This is a genomic window from Frigoribacterium sp. R86507, from assembly GCF_044597695.1.
Lineage (GTDB): Bacteria > Actinomycetota > Actinomycetes > Actinomycetales > Microbacteriaceae > Frigoribacterium.
Window position 1 is genome coordinate 572169 of sequence record NZ_CP139002.1, and the last position, 16284, is coordinate 588452.

Genomic DNA, 16284 nt, shown 5'->3' on the forward strand with positions numbered 1-16284 from the left:
TGTGCCGTCGTCGAGGTCACCTGCGCGTCACCTGTCGTCCAGGCGTGCGCCACTCGGCCTCCCTACGGTTCGGCGTGGCCCCACCGGGCCGCCGACGCAGGTCGGTGCAGGCACCCACGAGAGGCACGATCATCACGACCACGACCCCCCTCCGCCCCCGACGCGCGGCCGATCGACGGCCCGTCCGCCGCGCCTCGGTGCTCGCCGCGAGCACGGGCCTGGGCGTGCTGCTCTCGGGCTTCGGCGCCCTCTCGGCCTCGGCGGCCACCCCGTTCGAGCCCGACCAACTGAGCTACCCGTACGCGTCGAACGCGACCTACGACTACGTGCCGATCATCGACCAGTTCACGACGCTGCGGGCCGAGCGCCCCGACATCATCGCGCTGAACGACGAGAAGACCGTCGCGATCAACCAGGGCGCCACCCCGGCCCGGGTCGACCGTGCGATCGTCGACCAGTACGCCGACATGTCCGTCTCCATGTCGGACGGCCTCGGCGCCCGGCTCGGCGAGATCTACCGCACCGCCCGCGCCGCCGGCGAGCTGCCGAAGACCGCCGCGCTGCTCGCGAAGGACGGCGGGCTGGTCGGTTACTACTCGTCGTCGAACCCCGCCAAGGAGCACTTCGACTACGACCGCCCGTACATCCGGTTCCCCGAACGGCTCACCTACCGCGACAAGCCCGGTGGTGACGCCTGGGCCTCGACCTCGGGCGCGTACCCGAGTGGTCACACCTCGCAGGCCTACTGGCAGGGCACCTCGCTCGCCACGATGCTGCCCGAGCTCGCTCCGCAGATCCTGGCCCGCACCTCCGAGGCCGGCGACAACCGCGTCGTCATGGCCGCGCACTACCCGCTCGACGTGATGAGCGGCCGCATGATGGGCCAGGAGATCGTCGAGCGCCGCTGGGCCGACCCCGAGTTCCGCGTGCTGTTCGAGGAGGCGAGCGCCGAGCTGCGCGACGTCCTCGAGGCCGGATGCGGCGCCTCCTTGGACGTCTGCATCGCCGCCGACACCCCCTACCTCTCGGACCAGGAGGCGCTGGCCGTCTACCAGGACCGCATGAGTTACGACTTCCCCCTCGTCGGCACGGCCGGGCAGGCCATGACCGTCCCGGCCGGCGCCGAGTCGCTGCTGATCTCGAGCCGCCCGACCCTGACCGACGACCAGCGACGTCAGGTGCTCGCCCTCACCGCCATCGACTCGGGCCGTCCGCTCGACAAGGGAGCCTCGGGCAGCTGGCAGCGCCTCGACCTCGCGGCCGCCATGTCGGTGCCGATCACCGTCGCGGCGGACGGCACGGTGTCGCTCGCCGCCGCACCGGTCGACCCCGCACCCGTCGATCCGGCACCGGTCGACCCGGCACCGGTCGACCCGGGCGCGACGGTGCCCGTCGTGCCGGCACAGCCGGCTGCAGGAGGCGCGGTGCAGCAGCCCGCGTCCGGCACGATCACCGCGGCCGACGCGGCGAACCGTGCCGCCGCCGCCCGTGACGCGGCTGCTCGCGCCGACCTGGCCTACACCGGCTCCGACCACGTGGTCGGCATCGTCACCGCCGCGCTGGGGCTGCTCGCCGCGGGCGTCGGCCTGGTCGTCCTCCGCCGGCGTCGGGCCACGCGCCAGCTGTAGGTCTCGACGACAGGTCAGCATGCGCTGTACAGTTCAGCGCATGCTGACCATCGCCCCGCGCCTCGATGCGATGAGCCGGCTGGGGCGCGCGTTGAGCGACCCGACCCGCTCGCGCCTCCTGCTCGAACTGCTCGACGCGCCGGGGTACCCGGCTCGGCTGGCCGAGACGCTCGACCTGACCCGGTCGAACGTGTCGAACCACCTCGCCTGCCTGCGCGGCTGCGGCATCGTCGTCGCCACCTCCGAAGGCCGTCGCACCCGGTACGAGATCGCCGACCCGCACCTGACGGCAGCTCTGCGCGCGCTGGTCGACGTCGTGCTCGCCGTCGACGACGGGGTCGGCTGCACCGACGAGGCCTGCGACGTGCCGCTCTGCTGCGGGCCCGGCGCGTGAGCCTGCCGACCACCGGCAGGGCCCTCCCCGCCGCCCGCCGCATCGTCCTGCAGCGCCGCATCCGCTGGATCGTCGCCGCCACCATCGCCTACAACGTCGTCGAGGCGATCGTCGCGCTCGCCGCGGGCACCGTCGCGTCGTCGACGGCCCTGATCGGGTTCGGCCTCGACTCGATCGTCGAGGTGCTCTCGGCCGCCGCGGTCGCCTGGCAGTTCTCGGCCCCCGACCCCGAGAAGCGCGAGCGCACCGCCCTGCGGGTCATCGCCGTCGCCTTCTTCGCATTGGCCGCCTACGTCGGGGTCGACGCCGTGCTCGCCCTGACCGGCCTGCGCGAACCCGAGCACAGCGGCGTCGGCATCGTGCTCGCCGCAGTGAGCCTCGCGATCATGCCGTTCCTCAGCCTGCTCGAACGCCGCACGGGCCGAGAGCTCGGGTCGGTCTCGGCCGTCGCCGACTCGAAGCAGACGTTGATCTGCAGTTACCTGTCGGCCGCCGTGCTGCTCGGTCTCGTCTTCAACCTCGCCTTCGGCTGGGCCTGGGCCGACCCGGTCGCCGGGCTCGTGATCGTCGTGTTCGCCGTGCGCGAGGGACTCGAGGCCTGGCGCGGCGACGCCTGCGCCGTGCCCGTCTCGGCGCTCACGGGCGAGCGCGACGTCGAGGTCTGCGACTGCTGCTGACGCTCGCCGTCGGCGAGGCTCGGTCGATCACTGCTCAGAGGCTGCCCTCGGCCACCACCCACTGCTGCCGGAGATCGGGGTAGGCGCGGGCGATGTGGGTGAAATCCCGGTCGTAGTGCACGACGGTGGCCTGGTTCACGACTGCATAGGCGGCGATGAGGACGTCGACGGCGCTCGCTGCCCGGCCCATGTGAGCGGCGAAGAGAGCAGATCGGATGGCCGCCACGTCTCGCACCTCCGGATGCACCCGGCAGTCCGAGAAGGCACCGGCCAGCGTCAGGACGATCGCGGAGTGGTCCTCGAGACTTCGGGCGCTGAAGCCGTATTCGGCCGCGACAGGCGGGCAGATGAGGATGTCGTGCGGCGCGGTCGTCCGGATGATCGCCTCGATCGCTGCACGGACCACCGGCTCGGTGGCGACCCGCTGCCACGCCGAGTTGTCGATGATGAAGCGGGGCCGCCGCGCCTCCGTCTCGTGCTCGTCGGGCTCGGCGAGGTGGAGCCCTGGACGGCCGGTGCTCACGCGTCGATCGTCCCCGGGCCTGCTGGCTGCGGATCGACGTCGACCTCGATCCCGCTCAACGTGGCCAAGGCCTCGAGCTGCACCTGCCGCTTCACGATGTCGCCGAGTGCCTGGTTGATGGCGTCCTTCGTCGTCCTCACGCCGAGGATGCCCTTCGCGGCTGCCAACAGCTCGGTGTCCACGTCCACGCTCGTCATCGCCATGGTGACCTCCATATGCTTGAGCCCGCGAGTCTATATGCCCAGGGTTTTCGGTGCCAGTCGCATCGATCATGCGACGACGCTGTCGCGACTCGACGCGGCGGAGCCGTTTCTCCACAGGCCGTCGCTCCGCGGCCCGCTCGGCTCGTGTCCGTGGACGAGGCGACGGGCGGTCGGCGACGCGTCAGGCCGGGCGCGCCGCGACGCCGTCGAACAGCAGCTCGACGGTGGCCTCGAGCGCGGCGTCCCCGGGGTCGCGGCGGGTCACGACGTGCAGCAGCACCGTGCCGATCAGCGACTCGACCAGGGCCTCGAGCGGGGCGTCGTCCCGGATCTGCCGCGCGCGCCTCCCGGACTCGAGGCGGGCGAGCAGCGCCGCCCGCGTGACCGAGGTGACGCGCTCGTCGTAGTGCTCGGCGACGGCGGCGTCCTCGGCGGTCGCCGCGATCGACGCCCGGATCAGCCCGCCCGCCGCGGGCGAGGCGAAGGCCGAGAAGGAGGCGCGGAGCCAGTCGAGCACGTCCCCACGCACGTCGCCCGTGTCGGCCACCTCGAGGTGGGGCAGCAGATGTCCCGTGAGCATGCCCTCGGCCACCAGCGCCGCCTTCGCCGGGTACCAGCGGTAGATCGTCGCCTTGCCGACCCCCGCCGCCGCGGCGATGCGGTCGAGCGAGAGCTTGTCGTAGCCTCGCTCGGCCAGCTCGTCACGGGTCGCGTCGAGGATCGCGAGGCGGGCGGCCTCGCTGCGGGCGCGGCCGGGGCGGGAGGGGCGTGCGGTGGTCACCGGTCCATCCTCGTGCACGTCCCGCCGCACCCGGCCTCGCCGCGGATCGTCCGGCCCTACTGGACCGACCAGCCGCCGTCGCTCGCCAGGATCGCGCCGTTCACGTTCACCGCGTCGTCGCTCAGCAGGAAGGTGATCGACGCCGCGAGTTCCTCGGCCGTCGCGATCGTCGGGATGGCCGCCTGGAACGGACGCAGCCGCGCCGACCCCACCTCGGACACGTTCGCCGGGAAGGGGATGCCCGTCGCGACGCCGCCCGGCGCCACCGCGTTCACCCGGATGCCCTGCTGCGCGTACATGAAGGCCGCCGACTTGGTCAGCCCGACGACGCCGTGCTTCGACACCGTGTAGGCGTTGCCCGACGCGTTGCCGCGCAGCCCCGCCTCGGAGGCGACGTTGACGATCGAGCCGCGGCCGGCCCCGAGCATCACGGGGATCACCGCGCGCGACAGCTTGAACCCGCCGGTCAGGTTGATGCCGATGACGCGGTCCCACATGGCGTCGCTCGTCTCGTGCAGCGGTGAGAAGTCGTCGTTGATGCCCGCGATGTTCGCGAGGGCGTCGATGCGGTCGCCGGCGGCCGCGACGATCGCGTCGATGTCGTCCTGCTTCGTGATGTCGCCGGCCACGACGACCACGTCGGCGTCGGGCAGGGAGGCGACCAGCGCCTCCAACTTGTCGGCGAAGAGGTCGACGGCCACGACGCGACCGCCCTCGCGGGCCACGCGGGACGCGGTCGCACGGCCGATGCCGGACGCCGCACCCGTGACGACCACGGTCTTGCCGGCGAACCGACCGGGGGTGACCGTCTCGCGCCACGCGCCGTCGGCGTCGACCGTCTCGTCGGGCACGACGCCGCCGTTGACCTGCAGCACCAGGCCGTCGACGAGCTCCTGCGGCACCTGCCCCTGGCTCATCGCGACCAGCTGCTGCAGCGGCAGGCCGCGGACCGGGGCCAGCGCGCTCTCGTCGAACGCGCCTCCCTGCCCGAGTGCGGCGCGGATCGCGGGCCCGCCCTCGGGGTGGTCGAGCCAGGTGCCGATGGTGCTGGAGCCGGTCAGGGGAACGGTGGCGTCGGACATGTCGTCTCTTCTCTGAGGAGGGGCGGGTCGGGTCGGGCACGAGAGCGGGGCCCTGATTCGAAACAGATTGTCTCGCATTGCGACGGTACCGCGGGCGGAGGCCCGCGCGGCTGAGCGCCTGCCGAGAGAACGCCGACCGTCGACCCGCCCCGCCGCATCCCGCCTAGCGTCCGATGCATGACCGTCACCCTGCCTCCCGCCGCCCGCCTCGACGACCGGACCGTGGTCGTCACCGGAGCCAGCTCGGGCATCGGCCGCGCCGCCGCCCGTGAGCTCGCCCGCCGTGGTGCCACCGTCGCCGTGGTGGGTCGCAACCCCGACCGCACCCGCACGGTCGCCCACGAGATCGGCGGCACCGCCTATCTCGCCGACTTCTCCGACCTGTCGACCGTCCGCAAGCTGGCCGACCAGCTGCTCGCCGAGAACCCCCGCATCCACGTGCTCGCCAACAACGCGGGCGCCACGATCCCCGAGCGTGCGCTCACGGTCGACGGGCACGAGACCACGTTCCAGGGCAACCACCTCGCTCCCTTCCTGTTGACCGCGTTGCTGACGCCGCGCCTCCTCGAGACGGCGAAGGAGGCGCCGGCCGGGTCGGTCCGCATCGTCCAGACCTCGAGTGCCGGCAACCTCTTCGGCAAGGTCGACCTGGACGACCTCGACAACGCGCGGGGTGCGTGGGCCGGCGGTTTCCGCGCCTACGGCACGTCGAAGCTGCTCAACGTGCTGTTCACCCGCGAGCTGGCCCGACGCCTGCCCCGCGCCGGCGGAGGGGTCGACGCGTTCGCGTTCCACCCCGGGTTCGTCGCCTCGGGCTTCGGTGGCGACGGCGCCTTCATGACCGCGGCCAAGCGCCTCGCCGTGTCGACCGAGGACGGCGCCGAGCCGCTGATCCGCCTCGCGGGTGCCACGACCGTGCCGGCCCCGAGCGGCAACTACTTCGACCGCCTCAAGGCGCCCGGCCGCGTCGCCCGCCAGGCGGCCGACGCCGACCTCGCCCGCCGTCTCTGGGACGAGAGCGCCCGCCTGCTCGACCTCGACGAGACGATCTGACCGAGCGCCCGGCCCGGCCGGGGGCGCCCGGCCTCGGCGGGCCCGCCGAGTGGGCAAAAGATGTCCTTCCGCCGCGTGCGACGGACATCTTCAGCCCGCTCGATCGAGTTGGACGAGAAAGTACTTGCTTAAAAGGAAAGTACTTTCTAGAGTGAGAGTCCTACGAGAGGACGATCACGATGACCGCTGACACCACCGGAACGACCGGCACCCCCGACTCCGCCGAGGCCCGGCGTCTGCTCGACCAGGCCGCCGCCGTGGGTCGAAGCGCGACGTCGGCGGCGAGCTGGCCCGCCGTGGCCTTCCTGCTCGGCCTCGGTGCCGCGGCGTCGATGGGAACCCTCGCCATGGGGCTCACCACGGGCACCGCCTACTTCGTCTCGATGGGCGGCCTGCTGGTCTGGGTCGCCGTCCTGGTCGTGGCGCTCGTCGTGCTGAACAGGTCGGCCCGGGCGGGTTTCGGCCGACGCTGGATCGCGTATCTGGCCGCGTTCTTCGCCTGCTACGTCGGGGCCATGCTCGTCGTCGGCTTCTCGCAGGGCCAGAACGTCGTCGGCAGTGCGGTGATGGCGGCCGTGCTGCTCGTGGTGTCGGTCGCCTGTGCGGTCGTCGAGGTGCGCGAGGCGCGACGATGACCGCCCGTCCGCACCCGCGTCTCCGGCTGTCCGAGTTGCTGCACCAGCCCGTCCGCTTCTCGATGATGGCGGCCCTCGCGGCGGCCGAGGGCCTCGACTTCCGCGACCTGCGCGACGCCGTGCAGGTGACCGACTCGACCCTGAGCAAGCAGGTCAGCGCCCTCGAGACTGCAGGCTACGTCGCGGTCACGAAGGGGTTCGTGGGCAAGCGACCCCGGACGAGCCTGAAGCTGACCCCGTCCGGGCGCGAGGCCTGGGCCGAGCACCTCGCCACCCTCCGCGAGATCGCCGCCGGCTGACGACCCGCTGCCGAGCGGCCGCACTGTTCCGCCGCCCCGCCGCCCCGCCGCCGCGCTGCCGAGTGGGCGGAGGTGGTCCTTCCGATCTCTCGGAAGGGCCACTCCTGCCCGCTCGGCCGTCGGGACGAGGAGGCGCGGGCCCCGCGCGGTGGGCATGCCGCGTCCCGGTCGCGCAAGTCCCAGCAACTGCCCAGCCGTCATGGGTGCACCGAGTGCGTCGCTGCACTTAGTGTAGGCAGGTGACCGTCAGGACCCTGGTGCCCGACCGCCGTGCCGCCCTCAAGGCGAAGCACCGTCAGGCCATCGTGGACGCCGCCGACGCGCTCATCGCCGAGCGCGGGGCACCCCGCTTCAGCGTCGACGAGCTCGCCGAGCGGGCCGACGTCTCGCGGCGCACGGTCTTCAACCACTTCTCGTCGCTCGACGAGGTCGTCATGACGGCCTGCACCCGCGTGCTCACCGGCGCCGTCGACGAGTTCCGGGCCGCGACCGCCGCGACTCCCGTCGGTGACGGCAGCCGCGCCTCCTTGTTCGCCGAGGTCATCCAGGCCATGCAGGGCATCGACCTGCCGGCCGTCGTCTCGTACCTCTGGGGCGTCCTCGGCGACGACGGCAGCGACCCGCGGTCGCACAGCCTGATCCAGGACGTCTTCACCCGCGTCACCGAGCAGCTCTCGATCGAGATGGCCGAGCGCAGCCCCGCCACCGACCCGCTCGAGGCCGAGGTGCTGGTCAGCTCGCTGATGAACGGCATCGCCGTCGTCGCCCGCCACTGGATCATGCGGACCGGCGCGGTCGTCGACGCCGACAGCCGCGACGTGTGGGCCGACCTGCTCGACCGGATGACGACGAGCATCCGCACCGGCTACGGGCCTACGACGACGCCCTCCTCGGCAGCAGCTGCCCCGACGGCGCGCGACGCGACCACCCCCTGACCCGTCGGCCGGCGTCTCCGGCCGACCCGCACCTCCTTCTCGACGACGCGACGTGAGGCCCACCCCCGCAACCCGCATCACCCCGCACCACCCCTGGAGGAACAGACACCCATGGCATCCCTGCTCTATCGACTCGGCCGGTTCTCGGCCCGGCGGGCCTGGCTCGTCATCGTGGCCTGGCTGGTCGTGCTCGGCCTCGCCGGCGGCGCCTTCGCGCTGTTCGGCGGCACGCTGACCACCGCCGTCAGCATCCCCGGCACGGCGACCCAGAAGGTCAGCGACGAGCTCGCCGAGAAGTTCCCCCAGGCGAGCGGCGGCACCGGCACGGTGGTCTTCACGACCACCGACGACTCGGCCTTCACCGACCAGCAGAAGTCCGACATCGCGGCCCTGCTGACCGACGCGAAGGAGCTGGACGACGTCAAGGGCACCACCGACCCCTTCGCGACCCAGCAGCAGATCGACGACCAGGCCCAGAAGATCACGGACGGCCGCGCGCAGATCACCGCGGGCGAGGCCCAGATCACCTCGGGCCAGGCCCAGATCGACGCCGCGAAGGCCCAGATCACCGCCGGCCAGCAGCAGCTCGACGCGGCCAAGGCCCAGGCGCAGGCCGCCGGTGGGGCGGCCCTCGCCGCCGCCACGCCGCAACTCGAGGCGCAACAGGCCCAGCTCGACGCGGGCACGCAGCAGATCGCCACGCAGCAGTCCGAGCTCGACGCGGGCAAGACCGAGCTCGAGACGCAGAGCGCCACGCTCGAGCAGGGTGCCTCGTTGCTCGAACTGACCGACGGCATCCGCCAGGTGTCGACCGACGGCACCACGGCCGTCGCCAGCATCCAGTTCGACAAGGCGCTCAACCTCGTCACCAGCGAGAACAAAGAGGCCGTCGTCGAGGCGATGAACGACGCCGACATCGACGGCGTCGAGGTCGAGGTGTCGAACGACATCGCCGCCAGCATCCCCGAGATCCTCGGCCCGGGCGAGGTGGCCGGCGTCGTCATCGCCGCCATCGTGCTGTTCGTCATGCTCGGCACCCTGATCGGTGCGGGGCTGCCCCTGATCAACGCCCTGATCGGCGTCGGCGTCGGCGTGCTCGCCTCGCTGTCGCTCTCGGGTGCCGTCGAGATGCTGTCGGTCACGCCCGTGCTGGGCGTGATGCTCGGCCTTGCGGTCGGCATCGACTACTCGCTGTTCATCCTCAACCGGCACCGCACCCAACTGAAAGAGGGGGTGCCGCTGCACGAGTCGATCGGCCTGGCCAACGGCACCTCGGGCAACGCGGTCGTCTTCGCCGGCTCGACCGTGCTGATCGCCCTGCTCGCGCTGAACCTGACCGGCATCCCGTTCCTCGGCCTGATGGGCACCGTCGGTGCCGTCTGCGTGTTCGTGGCGATCCTGATCGCCATCACGCTGACCCCGGCACTGCTGCGCCTCGTCGGCCTGCGCATCCTCACCAAGAAGGCGCGGAAGGCCGTCGGCAACACCGGGGCCGTCCGGGTGCCGACCAAGCCGATGAGCACCACGCGTGCCGTGCTCACCCTCGTGGCCGGCGTCGCCGTGCTGCTGATCGTCGCGATCCCCGCGCTCTCGATGCGCCTCGGCCTGCCCGCCGGGTCGTCCGAGCCGGTCGACTCGAGCGCCTACAAGGCGTACAAGCTGATCGACGAGAAGTTCGGCGCCGGCGTCAACGGCCCCCTGGTCGTCGTCGCCGACCTGCCCACCGCGATCTCGGACGACGACCTCGTCTCGGAGCAGGTGCGCATCGGCACGATCCTTAAGGACCAGGACGACGTCGCCGCGGTCGCCCCCATCGGCGCCTCGGACGACGACACGCTGCTGGCGTTCCAGGTCGTGCCGAAGGGCGGGCCGACCGCCGAGTCGACCGAGCAGCTCGTGCGCGACCTGCGCGGGCTCGACATCGACGACGTCTCGTCGCTCGGCGTCGCCGGCAACGCCTCGGGCAACATCGACGTCAGCGAGAAGCTGGCCGGAGCCCTGCCGCTCTACCTGCTTGTCGTCGTCGGGCTGTCGTTGATCATCCTGATCTTCGTGTTCCGCTCGATTCTGGTGCCGATCACCGCCACGATCGGGTTCGTCCTGTCGCTGTTCGCCGCGTTCGGCGGCGTCACCGCGGTGTTCCAGTGGGGCTGGCTCGGCCCGGTCTTCGGGGTGCACGACCCGGGGCCGATCCTGAGCTTCCTGCCGATCCTGATGGTCGGCGTGCTGTTCGGACTCGCGATGGACTACCAGCTGTTCCTGGTCAGCGGCATGCGTGAGGCGTACGCGCACGGCTCGTCGGCCCGCCTGGCGGTGCAGCGCGGCGTCCACGCCGGTCGCACGGTGGTCACGGCCGCGGCCCTGATCATGACGGCGGTCTTCTCGGGCTTCGTGTTCTCGAACTCGGTGATGATCCAGTCGATCGGCCTCGGCCTGGCGCTGGGCGTGCTCGTCGACGCGTTCGTCGTGCGCCTGCTGCTGATCCCTGCCGTGATGCACCTGCTCGGCGACGCCGCATGGTGGCTGCCGAAGTGGCTCGACCGCATCCTGCCCGACGTCGACGTCGAGGGGGCCTCCCTCGAGCGGTCGCAGCCGCACGCCTCGGCCTCGGCCTCGGCCTCGGCCTCGGGTGACGGGCACGTCTCGCACGTCGACCCGACGGCTCCGGTCGACGCGGTACCCGACGGCAGCGACCCCGACCACCACGGGCGCCACGCGGGCTGACCCCGCGCGTCGCACCGCCGACCGGACGTCGCACCGCCGATCTCGGCGGTGCGACGTCCGTTTCGTGGTGCGTCGGGGCCGGCGCCCGCCTCGTGGACACGACCCGCGCCTCCGGAACCGGCGAAGCGCTCCGGGTCGAACCGTCGATGCGCCGTCGAACCGCGCATCCGCATGGTTCGACGGCGCACCGGTGGTTCGACCCCGATCGCAGGAGGCGCGGCCCCGTTGCCGCCGGAGCCCCACCGCCCTAGGGTGGCCCGGTGATCATCCCGTCCGCACCCGTGACGCCCTCCGGGCGTGAGGGGGTCGTCGGCGCCGCGTGCGCCGGCTGCAGGTAGTCGCGTCTCCGCAGCGGATCGACCGTCCGGGTCGGTCCGTCCACCGCCGTGCCGCGCGGGCTGCAGCCCCGGCACGGTCCCACGAGAACACCCGGGCCGATCGACGCGTCGACGGCGGGCACGGGCGGTCGCCGTCCGCCCGTGCCCGCCGACGTCGTCGTCGTCGCCCCGGGCCCGACGACCGGAGAACCACATGATCCCCCTGACCGAGAAGACCGTCCGCGCCTCGTTCGTCAACGCGAGCCGCAAGGAGGCGTCCGACCTGACCCTGCCCGCCCACGTCGACGACCTCGACTGGACCGACCTCGAGTACCTCGGCTGGCGCGACCCCAAGCTCGCCCGCCGGGCCTACGTCGTCGTGCCGATCCTCGACGCGGACGGCCGCCCGGGCCCCGCGGTCGCCGGCGTCGTGCTGCGCCAGGCCGAGGCGTCACCCCGCCAGCGGGCGCAGTGCACCTGGTGCCAGGACGTCCGGCTGCCGGCCGACGTGCTGTTCTACAGCGCCAAGCGGGCGGGCGCGGCCGGACGCAACGGCGACACCGTGGGCACGCTCGTCTGCGGCGGGTTCGAGTGCTCGGACAACGTGCACGTGCTGCCGCCCGAGGCCTACCTCGGGTTCGACGTCGAGGCCGCCCGGCTCGAACGCATCGCGAGCCTGCGCGTGCGGGCCGCGGGCTTCGTCGAGAACGTACGCCGCGCCTCCTGACCGGGCCGCGCCTCACGACCCGGCGAGAACCGGGTCGCAGGAGGCGCGGGTCGGCCCGCTCACGGACCCCGGCGGTACCCTGGTGGGCATGTCGTCACCCGCCTGCCTGTCCCGCGTCCCGCGCCGGGCGCGCACGGCGCAGCAGGCGTTCCCGAAGCGGCTCGTGTTGACGAAGCGCACCTGTGGCACGAACGGCTGGATGAGCCTGTGGGGCAGCAACGCCCACGGCGAGATCGCCGGGTGCCCGCCGCCCGTGGCGTAGCGCCGTTCCTCGTCGTCGACGGGTCGAGCGGACGCCCCGCCCTGCTCACCGACGCTCCGAAGGACGACACCCATGACCGACCCCACCCCCGCCGACCCGACGGCCGCTCCTCCCGCTCCCGCCCACGCGCCCCACGCCGAGGGGCGGGCCGCACGCCTCTCACGCTTCCTCAGCCGCGACACGACCGGCGGTCTGCTGCTGCTCGCCGCGACCGTGCTCGCGCTCGTGCTGGCGAACAGCCCGGCCGGCTCGTTCTACTCGGCCGTGCGCGACGTGTCGTTCGGTCCCGAGGCACTGCACCTGAACCTCAGCGTCGGCACCTGGGCGGCCGACGGCCTGCTCGCGATCTTCTTCTTCGTGGTCGGCCTCGAACTCAAGCAGGAGTTCGTCGCCGGCTCGTTGCGCGACCCCCGCGTGGCCGTGCTGCCCATCGCCGCGGCGGTCGGCGGGGTGGTCCTGCCGGCGCTGATCTTCACGCTGATCAACCTCGGTGCCGGTCCCGACGCCGTCCAGGGCTGGGCGATCCCGGCCGCGACCGACATCGCGTTCGCCGTCGCCGTGATCGCCGTCGTCGGCAAGCGGTTGCCCCCGGCGCTGCGCACCTTCCTGCTGACGCTCGCGGTGGTCGACGACCTCATCGCCATCACGATCATCGCGGTGTTCTACACGGCGGGCATCGCCTTCGTCCCGTTGCTGCTGGCGCTGCTGCCGCTGGCCGCGTTCGCCGTGCTCGTCCGGCGCGGGGTGCGGTCGTGGTGGCTGCTGATCCCGCTGGGCGTCGTCGCCTGGGCCCTGGTGCACGCGTCGGGGGTGCACGCCACGATCGCCGGGGTGCTGCTGGGCCTGCTCGTTCCCGCGGTGGCCACGGCCCGGGCCGGCGTCACGCACGTCGGCCCGGACGGCCGCGAGGTGCGGCACCCGCTGACCCACCACTTCGCCGAGCGCTGGAGCCCGGTCTCGTCGGGTGTGGCCGTGCCGATCTTCGCGTTCTTCTCGGCCGGTGTCACGGTCGGCGGCTTCGGCGGGCTGGTCGAGTCCTTGAGCGACAGCGTGGCGATCGGCATCGTCGTGGCGCTCGTCCTCGGCAAGTCGATCGGCATCACCGGGGCGTCGCTGCTCGTGACCCGCCTGCCCGGCATCCGGCTCGATCCGAGCCTGCGCTGGGGCGACGTGCTCGGGCTGTCGTTCGTGGCCGGCATCGGGTTCACCGTGTCGCTGCTGGTCGGCGAGCTCGCCTACGGCACCGGCAGCGAGCAGGACGACGTGGTCAAGGTCGGCGTCCTCGTCGGCTCGCTCGTCTCGGCCCTGATCGGCGGGACGATCCTCGCCGTGCGCGGTCGGGCCCGGGCCCGTCTCGACGCCTGACGGGCCGCCCTCTGCCGAGACCCCAGGAAGTCGCCGAGACCCCGGGGCGCGCACGAGGGTCTCGGCGAGTTCCTGGGGTCCGGCCGGCCTCCGTGCGGTGCGGGGCGGGGCGGGCACGGGGGCCGGCCACCTGCGGTGGGTACGGTGTGCGCATGACCCCGACCCGCGCCTCCGTCCTGTTCGTCTGCCAGAAGAACGGGGGCAAGTCGCAGATGGCCGCCGGGCTGATGCGTGACCTCGCCGGCGACGAGGTCACCGTCGTCTCGGCCGGCACGAAGCCCGGCACCGACCTCAACGCGCAGTCGGTCGAGTCGCTCGCCGAGCTCGGCATCGACCTCGGCGACGAGCACCCCAAGGTCCTCACCGAGCAGATGGTGCGCGACGCCGACGTGGTCGTCGTCCTCGGTCAGGAGGCGCGGGTCGACGAGGTCCCCGGCACCCGGTTCGAGACCTGGGTCACCGACGAACCCTCCGAGCGCGGCATCGAGGGCATGGAGCGCATGCGCCTCGTCCGCGACGACATCCGCGCCCGCGTCGCCGACCTGCACGCCCGCCTCTGACGCCGAGACCCCAGGAAGTCGCCGAGACCCCTCGGCGCGCGCGGGGGTCTCGGCGACTTCCTGGGGTCTCACGCGCGAACGGAGGCGGTGGCGACCTCTCAACGTCACCACCGCCTCCCGGGCCGCCGCTGCCACGGCCACGGCCCACCCGCGCCGACCCCCACCGTGAACCGGGGGTCGGGCGGGAGTCGAACCGCCTACCCCTTGACGCCGCCCGCGCTCAGGCCGGACTGCCAGAAGCGCTGCAGGAACAGGAACGCCACGACCAGCGGCAGGATCGAGACGAACGATCCGGTCAGCACGGTCGAGAACAGCACCTGGGCGCCACCGCCGCCGGTCGCGGCCTGCTGCCACTGCGCCAGGCCGACCGTCGCCGGGAAGAGCGACGGGTCGTTCAGCATGATCAGCGGCAGGAAGTAGTTGTTCCAGGTCGAGACCAGTGCGAACAGCAGCACCGTGACGATGCCCGGCGCGAGCAGCCGCGACGCGATCGTCAGGAAGATCCGCAGCTCGCCGGCCCCGTCGATGCGGGCCGCCTCGAGCAGGCTGTCGTCGACCGCCTCACTCGCGTAGACGCGCATCAGGTAGACGCCGAACGGGCTGACCAGCGACGGCAGGATGATCGCCCAGGGGGTGTCGACGAGGTTCGCCGCGCTGAACAGCAGGTAGGTCGGGATCGCCAGCGCCGTCAGTGGCACCATGACGGCACCGAGGATCAGCCCGAAGACGAACGACTTGCCCTTGAAGACGTACTTGGCCAGCGAGTAGCCGCACATCGTGGCGAGCACCGCGGCACCGACCGAGCTGACCACGGCATAGAGCACCGTGTTGCCCATCCACTGCACGAAGATGCCGTCCTGGAACGTGAACAGCTGTGCGAGGTTGTCGCCCAGGGCGAAGGTGCGGCCGAAGGCCAGGCCGAACGTCGAGAAGATGTCGCCGTTCGTCTTGGTCGCCTGGATCGCCAGCCAGATCAGCGGCAGCAGGAAGTACGCCAGCGTGATCCACAGGATCACGGTGAGGATCGGCGTCTTGCGCTTCGACCGATCGACGCGACGTCGCGGGCGGCGCCGACCCGCGCCTCCTGAACTCTCGAGGCGGCGGACGGGACGGTCGACCGCCGTGGTCCCGGCGGTGTCGACGGGTGCGGGTGCGATCGTCACGACAGTCGCTCCTTGCGTGAGGTGGCGAGCTGCACCACGTAGCTGATGATCATGATGAGGAACCCGAGCAGGAACGCGATGGCCGCGGCGTAGTTGACGTCCTGGTTCTTGAACGCGACGTTGTACGCGTAGAGGTTCGGGGTGAAGTCCGAGCCGATCGCGTTGGGCGCGATGCTGTAGAGCAGGTTCGGCTCGTTGAAGAGTTGGAACGACCCGATCACCGAGAAGATCACGGTCAGCAGGATCGCCGAGCGGATCGCCGGGATCTTGATGCTCCACGCCACCCGCCAGGGCCCGGCGCCGTCGATCTCGGCGGCCTCGTACATCTCGGTCGGCACGCTGCGCAGCGCGGCGTACAGCACGATCATGTTGTAGCCGATGAACTCCCAACTGACGATGTTCATCGTGCTGCCGAGCACGTTCTGCGGTGACAGCAGGTCGGGCGGGGTGAGCCCGAGACCGCTGATCACCTGGGCGATCAGGCCGGACTCGCGGCCGTAGAGGTAGCCCCACATCAGCGTCGCGACGACGCCGGGCACGGCGTACGGCACGAAGATCGCGAGGCGGACGAACTTGCTGCCGGCCACGCGGCCGGTGTCGAGCGCGAGCGCCACGAACAGGGCGATCACGAGCATGATCGGCACCTGCACGAAGAGGAACAGGGCGACCCGGCCGAGACCGGCCCAGAAGCTCGGGTCGTTCAACGCGCGGCTGTAGTTGGCGAGGCCCGAGAAGACCTGCCCGCCGACGAGCTGCGAGGTGAAGGTGCTCAGGTAGCCCGCGTAGCCGAGCGGCACCAGGAACATCGCCGCGAAGACGACCAGGAACGGGATCGCCAGCGCCCAGGCCGCGACGAGCTGCGGTCGGTGCAGCGAGCTCGTGCGCCGCGGGGTGGCGGGCTGACGGGACGAGGAGGCGCGGGTCGCGTCTCGACGAGGGGTGACGGAGGTGGACAT

At 72.1% G+C, this 16284-nt stretch carries 18 protein-coding genes; 12 read left to right on the forward strand and 6 right to left on the reverse strand.

The features are described from left to right. The first annotated feature begins 104 nt into the window (after positions 1-104). From SJY14_RS02865 to SJY14_RS02875, 3 genes are read left to right on the forward strand one after another with little or no spacing between them, the layout of a single operon-like run. Complete coding sequence (locus tag SJY14_RS02865; RefSeq protein WP_396599751.1) at positions 105-1628, forward strand: phosphatase PAP2 family protein; 1524 nt, start codon at positions 105-107, stop codon at positions 1626-1628. A gap of 40 nt (positions 1629-1668) precedes the next feature. After that, positions 1669-2022 (forward strand): helix-turn-helix transcriptional regulator, encoded by a 354-nt coding sequence (locus SJY14_RS02870; protein WP_043594664.1) that lies wholly within the window; start codon positions 1669-1671, stop codon positions 2020-2022. Continuing rightward, positions 2019-2699, forward strand: a complete 681-nt coding sequence (locus tag SJY14_RS02875; RefSeq protein ID WP_396599752.1) for a cation diffusion facilitator family transporter — start codon at positions 2019-2021, stop codon at positions 2697-2699. Before SJY14_RS02870 ends, SJY14_RS02875 begins: the two co-directional genes overlap by 4 nt. A gap of 34 nt (positions 2700-2733) precedes the next feature. Here SJY14_RS02875 and SJY14_RS02880 read toward each other — a convergent pair whose 3' ends face one another. The 4 genes from SJY14_RS02880 to SJY14_RS02895 all read right to left on the reverse strand — a co-directional run bounded on the left by SJY14_RS02880 (position 2734) and on the right by SJY14_RS02895 (position 5288). Then, positions 2734-3222, reverse strand: coding sequence for a PIN domain-containing protein (locus SJY14_RS02880; RefSeq protein ID WP_396599753.1), 489 nt, complete (start codon positions 3220-3222; stop codon positions 2734-2736). Beyond that, positions 3219-3425, reverse strand: a complete 207-nt coding sequence (locus tag SJY14_RS02885) for a type II toxin-antitoxin system VapB family antitoxin (RefSeq protein ID WP_162235709.1) — start codon at positions 3423-3425, stop codon at positions 3219-3221. The genes SJY14_RS02880 and SJY14_RS02885 overlap by 4 nt, the downstream gene beginning before the upstream one ends. A gap of 181 nt (positions 3426-3606) precedes the next feature. Beyond that, positions 3607-4206 carry a TetR/AcrR family transcriptional regulator gene (locus tag SJY14_RS02890; RefSeq protein WP_083396333.1) on the reverse strand — a complete coding sequence of 200 codons (600 nt, stop codon included), beginning with the start codon at positions 4204-4206 and terminating at the stop codon, positions 3607-3609. 56 nt (positions 4207-4262) lie between these two features. Beyond that, a complete protein-coding gene (locus SJY14_RS02895) occupies positions 4263-5288 on the reverse strand; it encodes an SDR family NAD(P)-dependent oxidoreductase (protein ID WP_396599754.1) in 1026 nt (341 codons plus the stop codon). Between the two features lie 177 nt (positions 5289-5465). Between SJY14_RS02895 and SJY14_RS02900 the strand changes: the two genes are divergently transcribed. From SJY14_RS02900 to SJY14_RS02940, 9 genes are all read left to right on the forward strand, one after another. Continuing rightward, a complete protein-coding gene (locus SJY14_RS02900; RefSeq protein WP_396599755.1) occupies positions 5466-6341 on the forward strand; it encodes an SDR family NAD(P)-dependent oxidoreductase in 876 nt (291 codons plus the stop codon). 179 nt (positions 6342-6520) lie between these two features. Continuing rightward, positions 6521-6976: a hypothetical protein gene (locus tag SJY14_RS02905; protein ID WP_071256517.1), complete on the forward strand. Its 456-nt coding sequence runs from the start codon at positions 6521-6523 to the stop codon at positions 6974-6976. Beyond that, positions 6973-7275 (forward strand): winged helix-turn-helix domain-containing protein, encoded by a 303-nt coding sequence (locus SJY14_RS02910; RefSeq protein ID WP_396599756.1) that lies wholly within the window; start codon positions 6973-6975, stop codon positions 7273-7275. Before SJY14_RS02905 ends, SJY14_RS02910 begins: the two co-directional genes overlap by 4 nt. A 239-nt stretch (positions 7276-7514) precedes the next feature. Beyond that, positions 7515-8210 carry a TetR/AcrR family transcriptional regulator gene (locus tag SJY14_RS02915; protein ID WP_396599757.1) on the forward strand — a complete coding sequence of 232 codons (696 nt, stop codon included), beginning with the start codon at positions 7515-7517 and terminating at the stop codon, positions 8208-8210. Between the two features lie 111 nt (positions 8211-8321). Continuing rightward, positions 8322-10934 (forward strand): MMPL family transporter, encoded by a 2613-nt coding sequence (locus tag SJY14_RS02920; protein ID WP_396599758.1) that lies wholly within the window; start codon positions 8322-8324, stop codon positions 10932-10934. A 531-nt stretch (positions 10935-11465) separates the two neighbouring features. After that, on the forward strand, positions 11466-11978 hold the full coding sequence (locus tag SJY14_RS02925) for an FBP domain-containing protein (protein WP_396599759.1): 513 nt from the start codon (positions 11466-11468) through the stop codon (positions 11976-11978). A gap of 88 nt (positions 11979-12066) precedes the next feature. After that, positions 12067-12240 carry a hypothetical protein gene (locus SJY14_RS02930; RefSeq protein ID WP_396599760.1) on the forward strand — a complete coding sequence of 58 codons (174 nt, stop codon included), beginning with the start codon at positions 12067-12069 and terminating at the stop codon, positions 12238-12240. A 72-nt stretch (positions 12241-12312) separates the two neighbouring features. Beyond that, a complete protein-coding gene (gene nhaA, locus SJY14_RS02935) occupies positions 12313-13605 on the forward strand; it encodes a Na+/H+ antiporter NhaA (RefSeq protein ID WP_396599761.1) in 1293 nt (430 codons plus the stop codon). Positions 13606-13757: 152 nt separating this feature from the next. Next, entirely contained in the window at positions 13758-14165 is a 408-nt protein-coding gene (locus tag SJY14_RS02940) for a low molecular weight phosphatase family protein (RefSeq protein WP_396599762.1), read from the forward strand. Positions 14166-14362: 197 nt separating this feature from the next. On the opposite strand, the gene SJY14_RS02945 is transcribed toward SJY14_RS02940, so the two are convergent. Further along, positions 14363-15328, reverse strand: a complete 966-nt coding sequence (locus SJY14_RS02945) for a carbohydrate ABC transporter permease (RefSeq protein ID WP_396599763.1) — start codon at positions 15326-15328, stop codon at positions 14363-14365. Further along, complete coding sequence (locus SJY14_RS02950) at positions 15325-16284, reverse strand: carbohydrate ABC transporter permease (RefSeq protein ID WP_071256095.1); 960 nt, start codon at positions 16282-16284, stop codon at positions 15325-15327. The genes SJY14_RS02945 and SJY14_RS02950 overlap by 4 nt, the downstream gene beginning before the upstream one ends.

What these genes read in the sequence shown, in the direction of transcription:
- SJY14_RS02870 (WP_043594664.1), top strand. Translation starts at nt 1,669, where the DNA reads ATGCTGACCATCGCCCCGCGCCTCGATGCGATGAGCCGGCTGGGGCGC.
- SJY14_RS02885 (WP_162235709.1), bottom strand. Translation starts at nt 3,425, where the DNA reads ATGGCGATGACGAGCGTGGACGTGGACACCGAGCTGTTGGCAGCCGCG.
- SJY14_RS02895 (WP_396599754.1), bottom strand. Translation starts at nt 5,288, where the DNA reads ATGTCCGACGCCACCGTTCCCCTGACCGGCTCCAGCACCATCGGCACC.
- SJY14_RS02900 (WP_396599755.1), top strand. Translation starts at nt 5,466, where the DNA reads ATGACCGTCACCCTGCCTCCCGCCGCCCGCCTCGACGACCGGACCGTG.
- SJY14_RS02905 (WP_071256517.1), top strand. Translation starts at nt 6,521, where the DNA reads ATGACCGCTGACACCACCGGAACGACCGGCACCCCCGACTCCGCCGAG.
- SJY14_RS02910 (WP_396599756.1), top strand. Translation starts at nt 6,973, where the DNA reads ATGACCGCCCGTCCGCACCCGCGTCTCCGGCTGTCCGAGTTGCTGCAC.
- SJY14_RS02920 (WP_396599758.1), top strand. Translation starts at nt 8,322, where the DNA reads ATGGCATCCCTGCTCTATCGACTCGGCCGGTTCTCGGCCCGGCGGGCC.
- SJY14_RS02925 (WP_396599759.1), top strand. Translation starts at nt 11,466, where the DNA reads ATGATCCCCCTGACCGAGAAGACCGTCCGCGCCTCGTTCGTCAACGCG.
- SJY14_RS02930 (WP_396599760.1), top strand. Translation starts at nt 12,067, where the DNA reads ATGTCGTCACCCGCCTGCCTGTCCCGCGTCCCGCGCCGGGCGCGCACG.
- nhaA (WP_396599761.1), top strand. Translation starts at nt 12,313, where the DNA reads ATGACCGACCCCACCCCCGCCGACCCGACGGCCGCTCCTCCCGCTCCC.
- SJY14_RS02940 (WP_396599762.1), top strand. Translation starts at nt 13,758, where the DNA reads ATGACCCCGACCCGCGCCTCCGTCCTGTTCGTCTGCCAGAAGAACGGG.
- SJY14_RS02950 (WP_071256095.1), bottom strand. Translation starts at nt 16,284, where the DNA reads ATGTCCACCTCCGTCACCCCTCGTCGAGACGCGACCCGCGCCTCCTCG.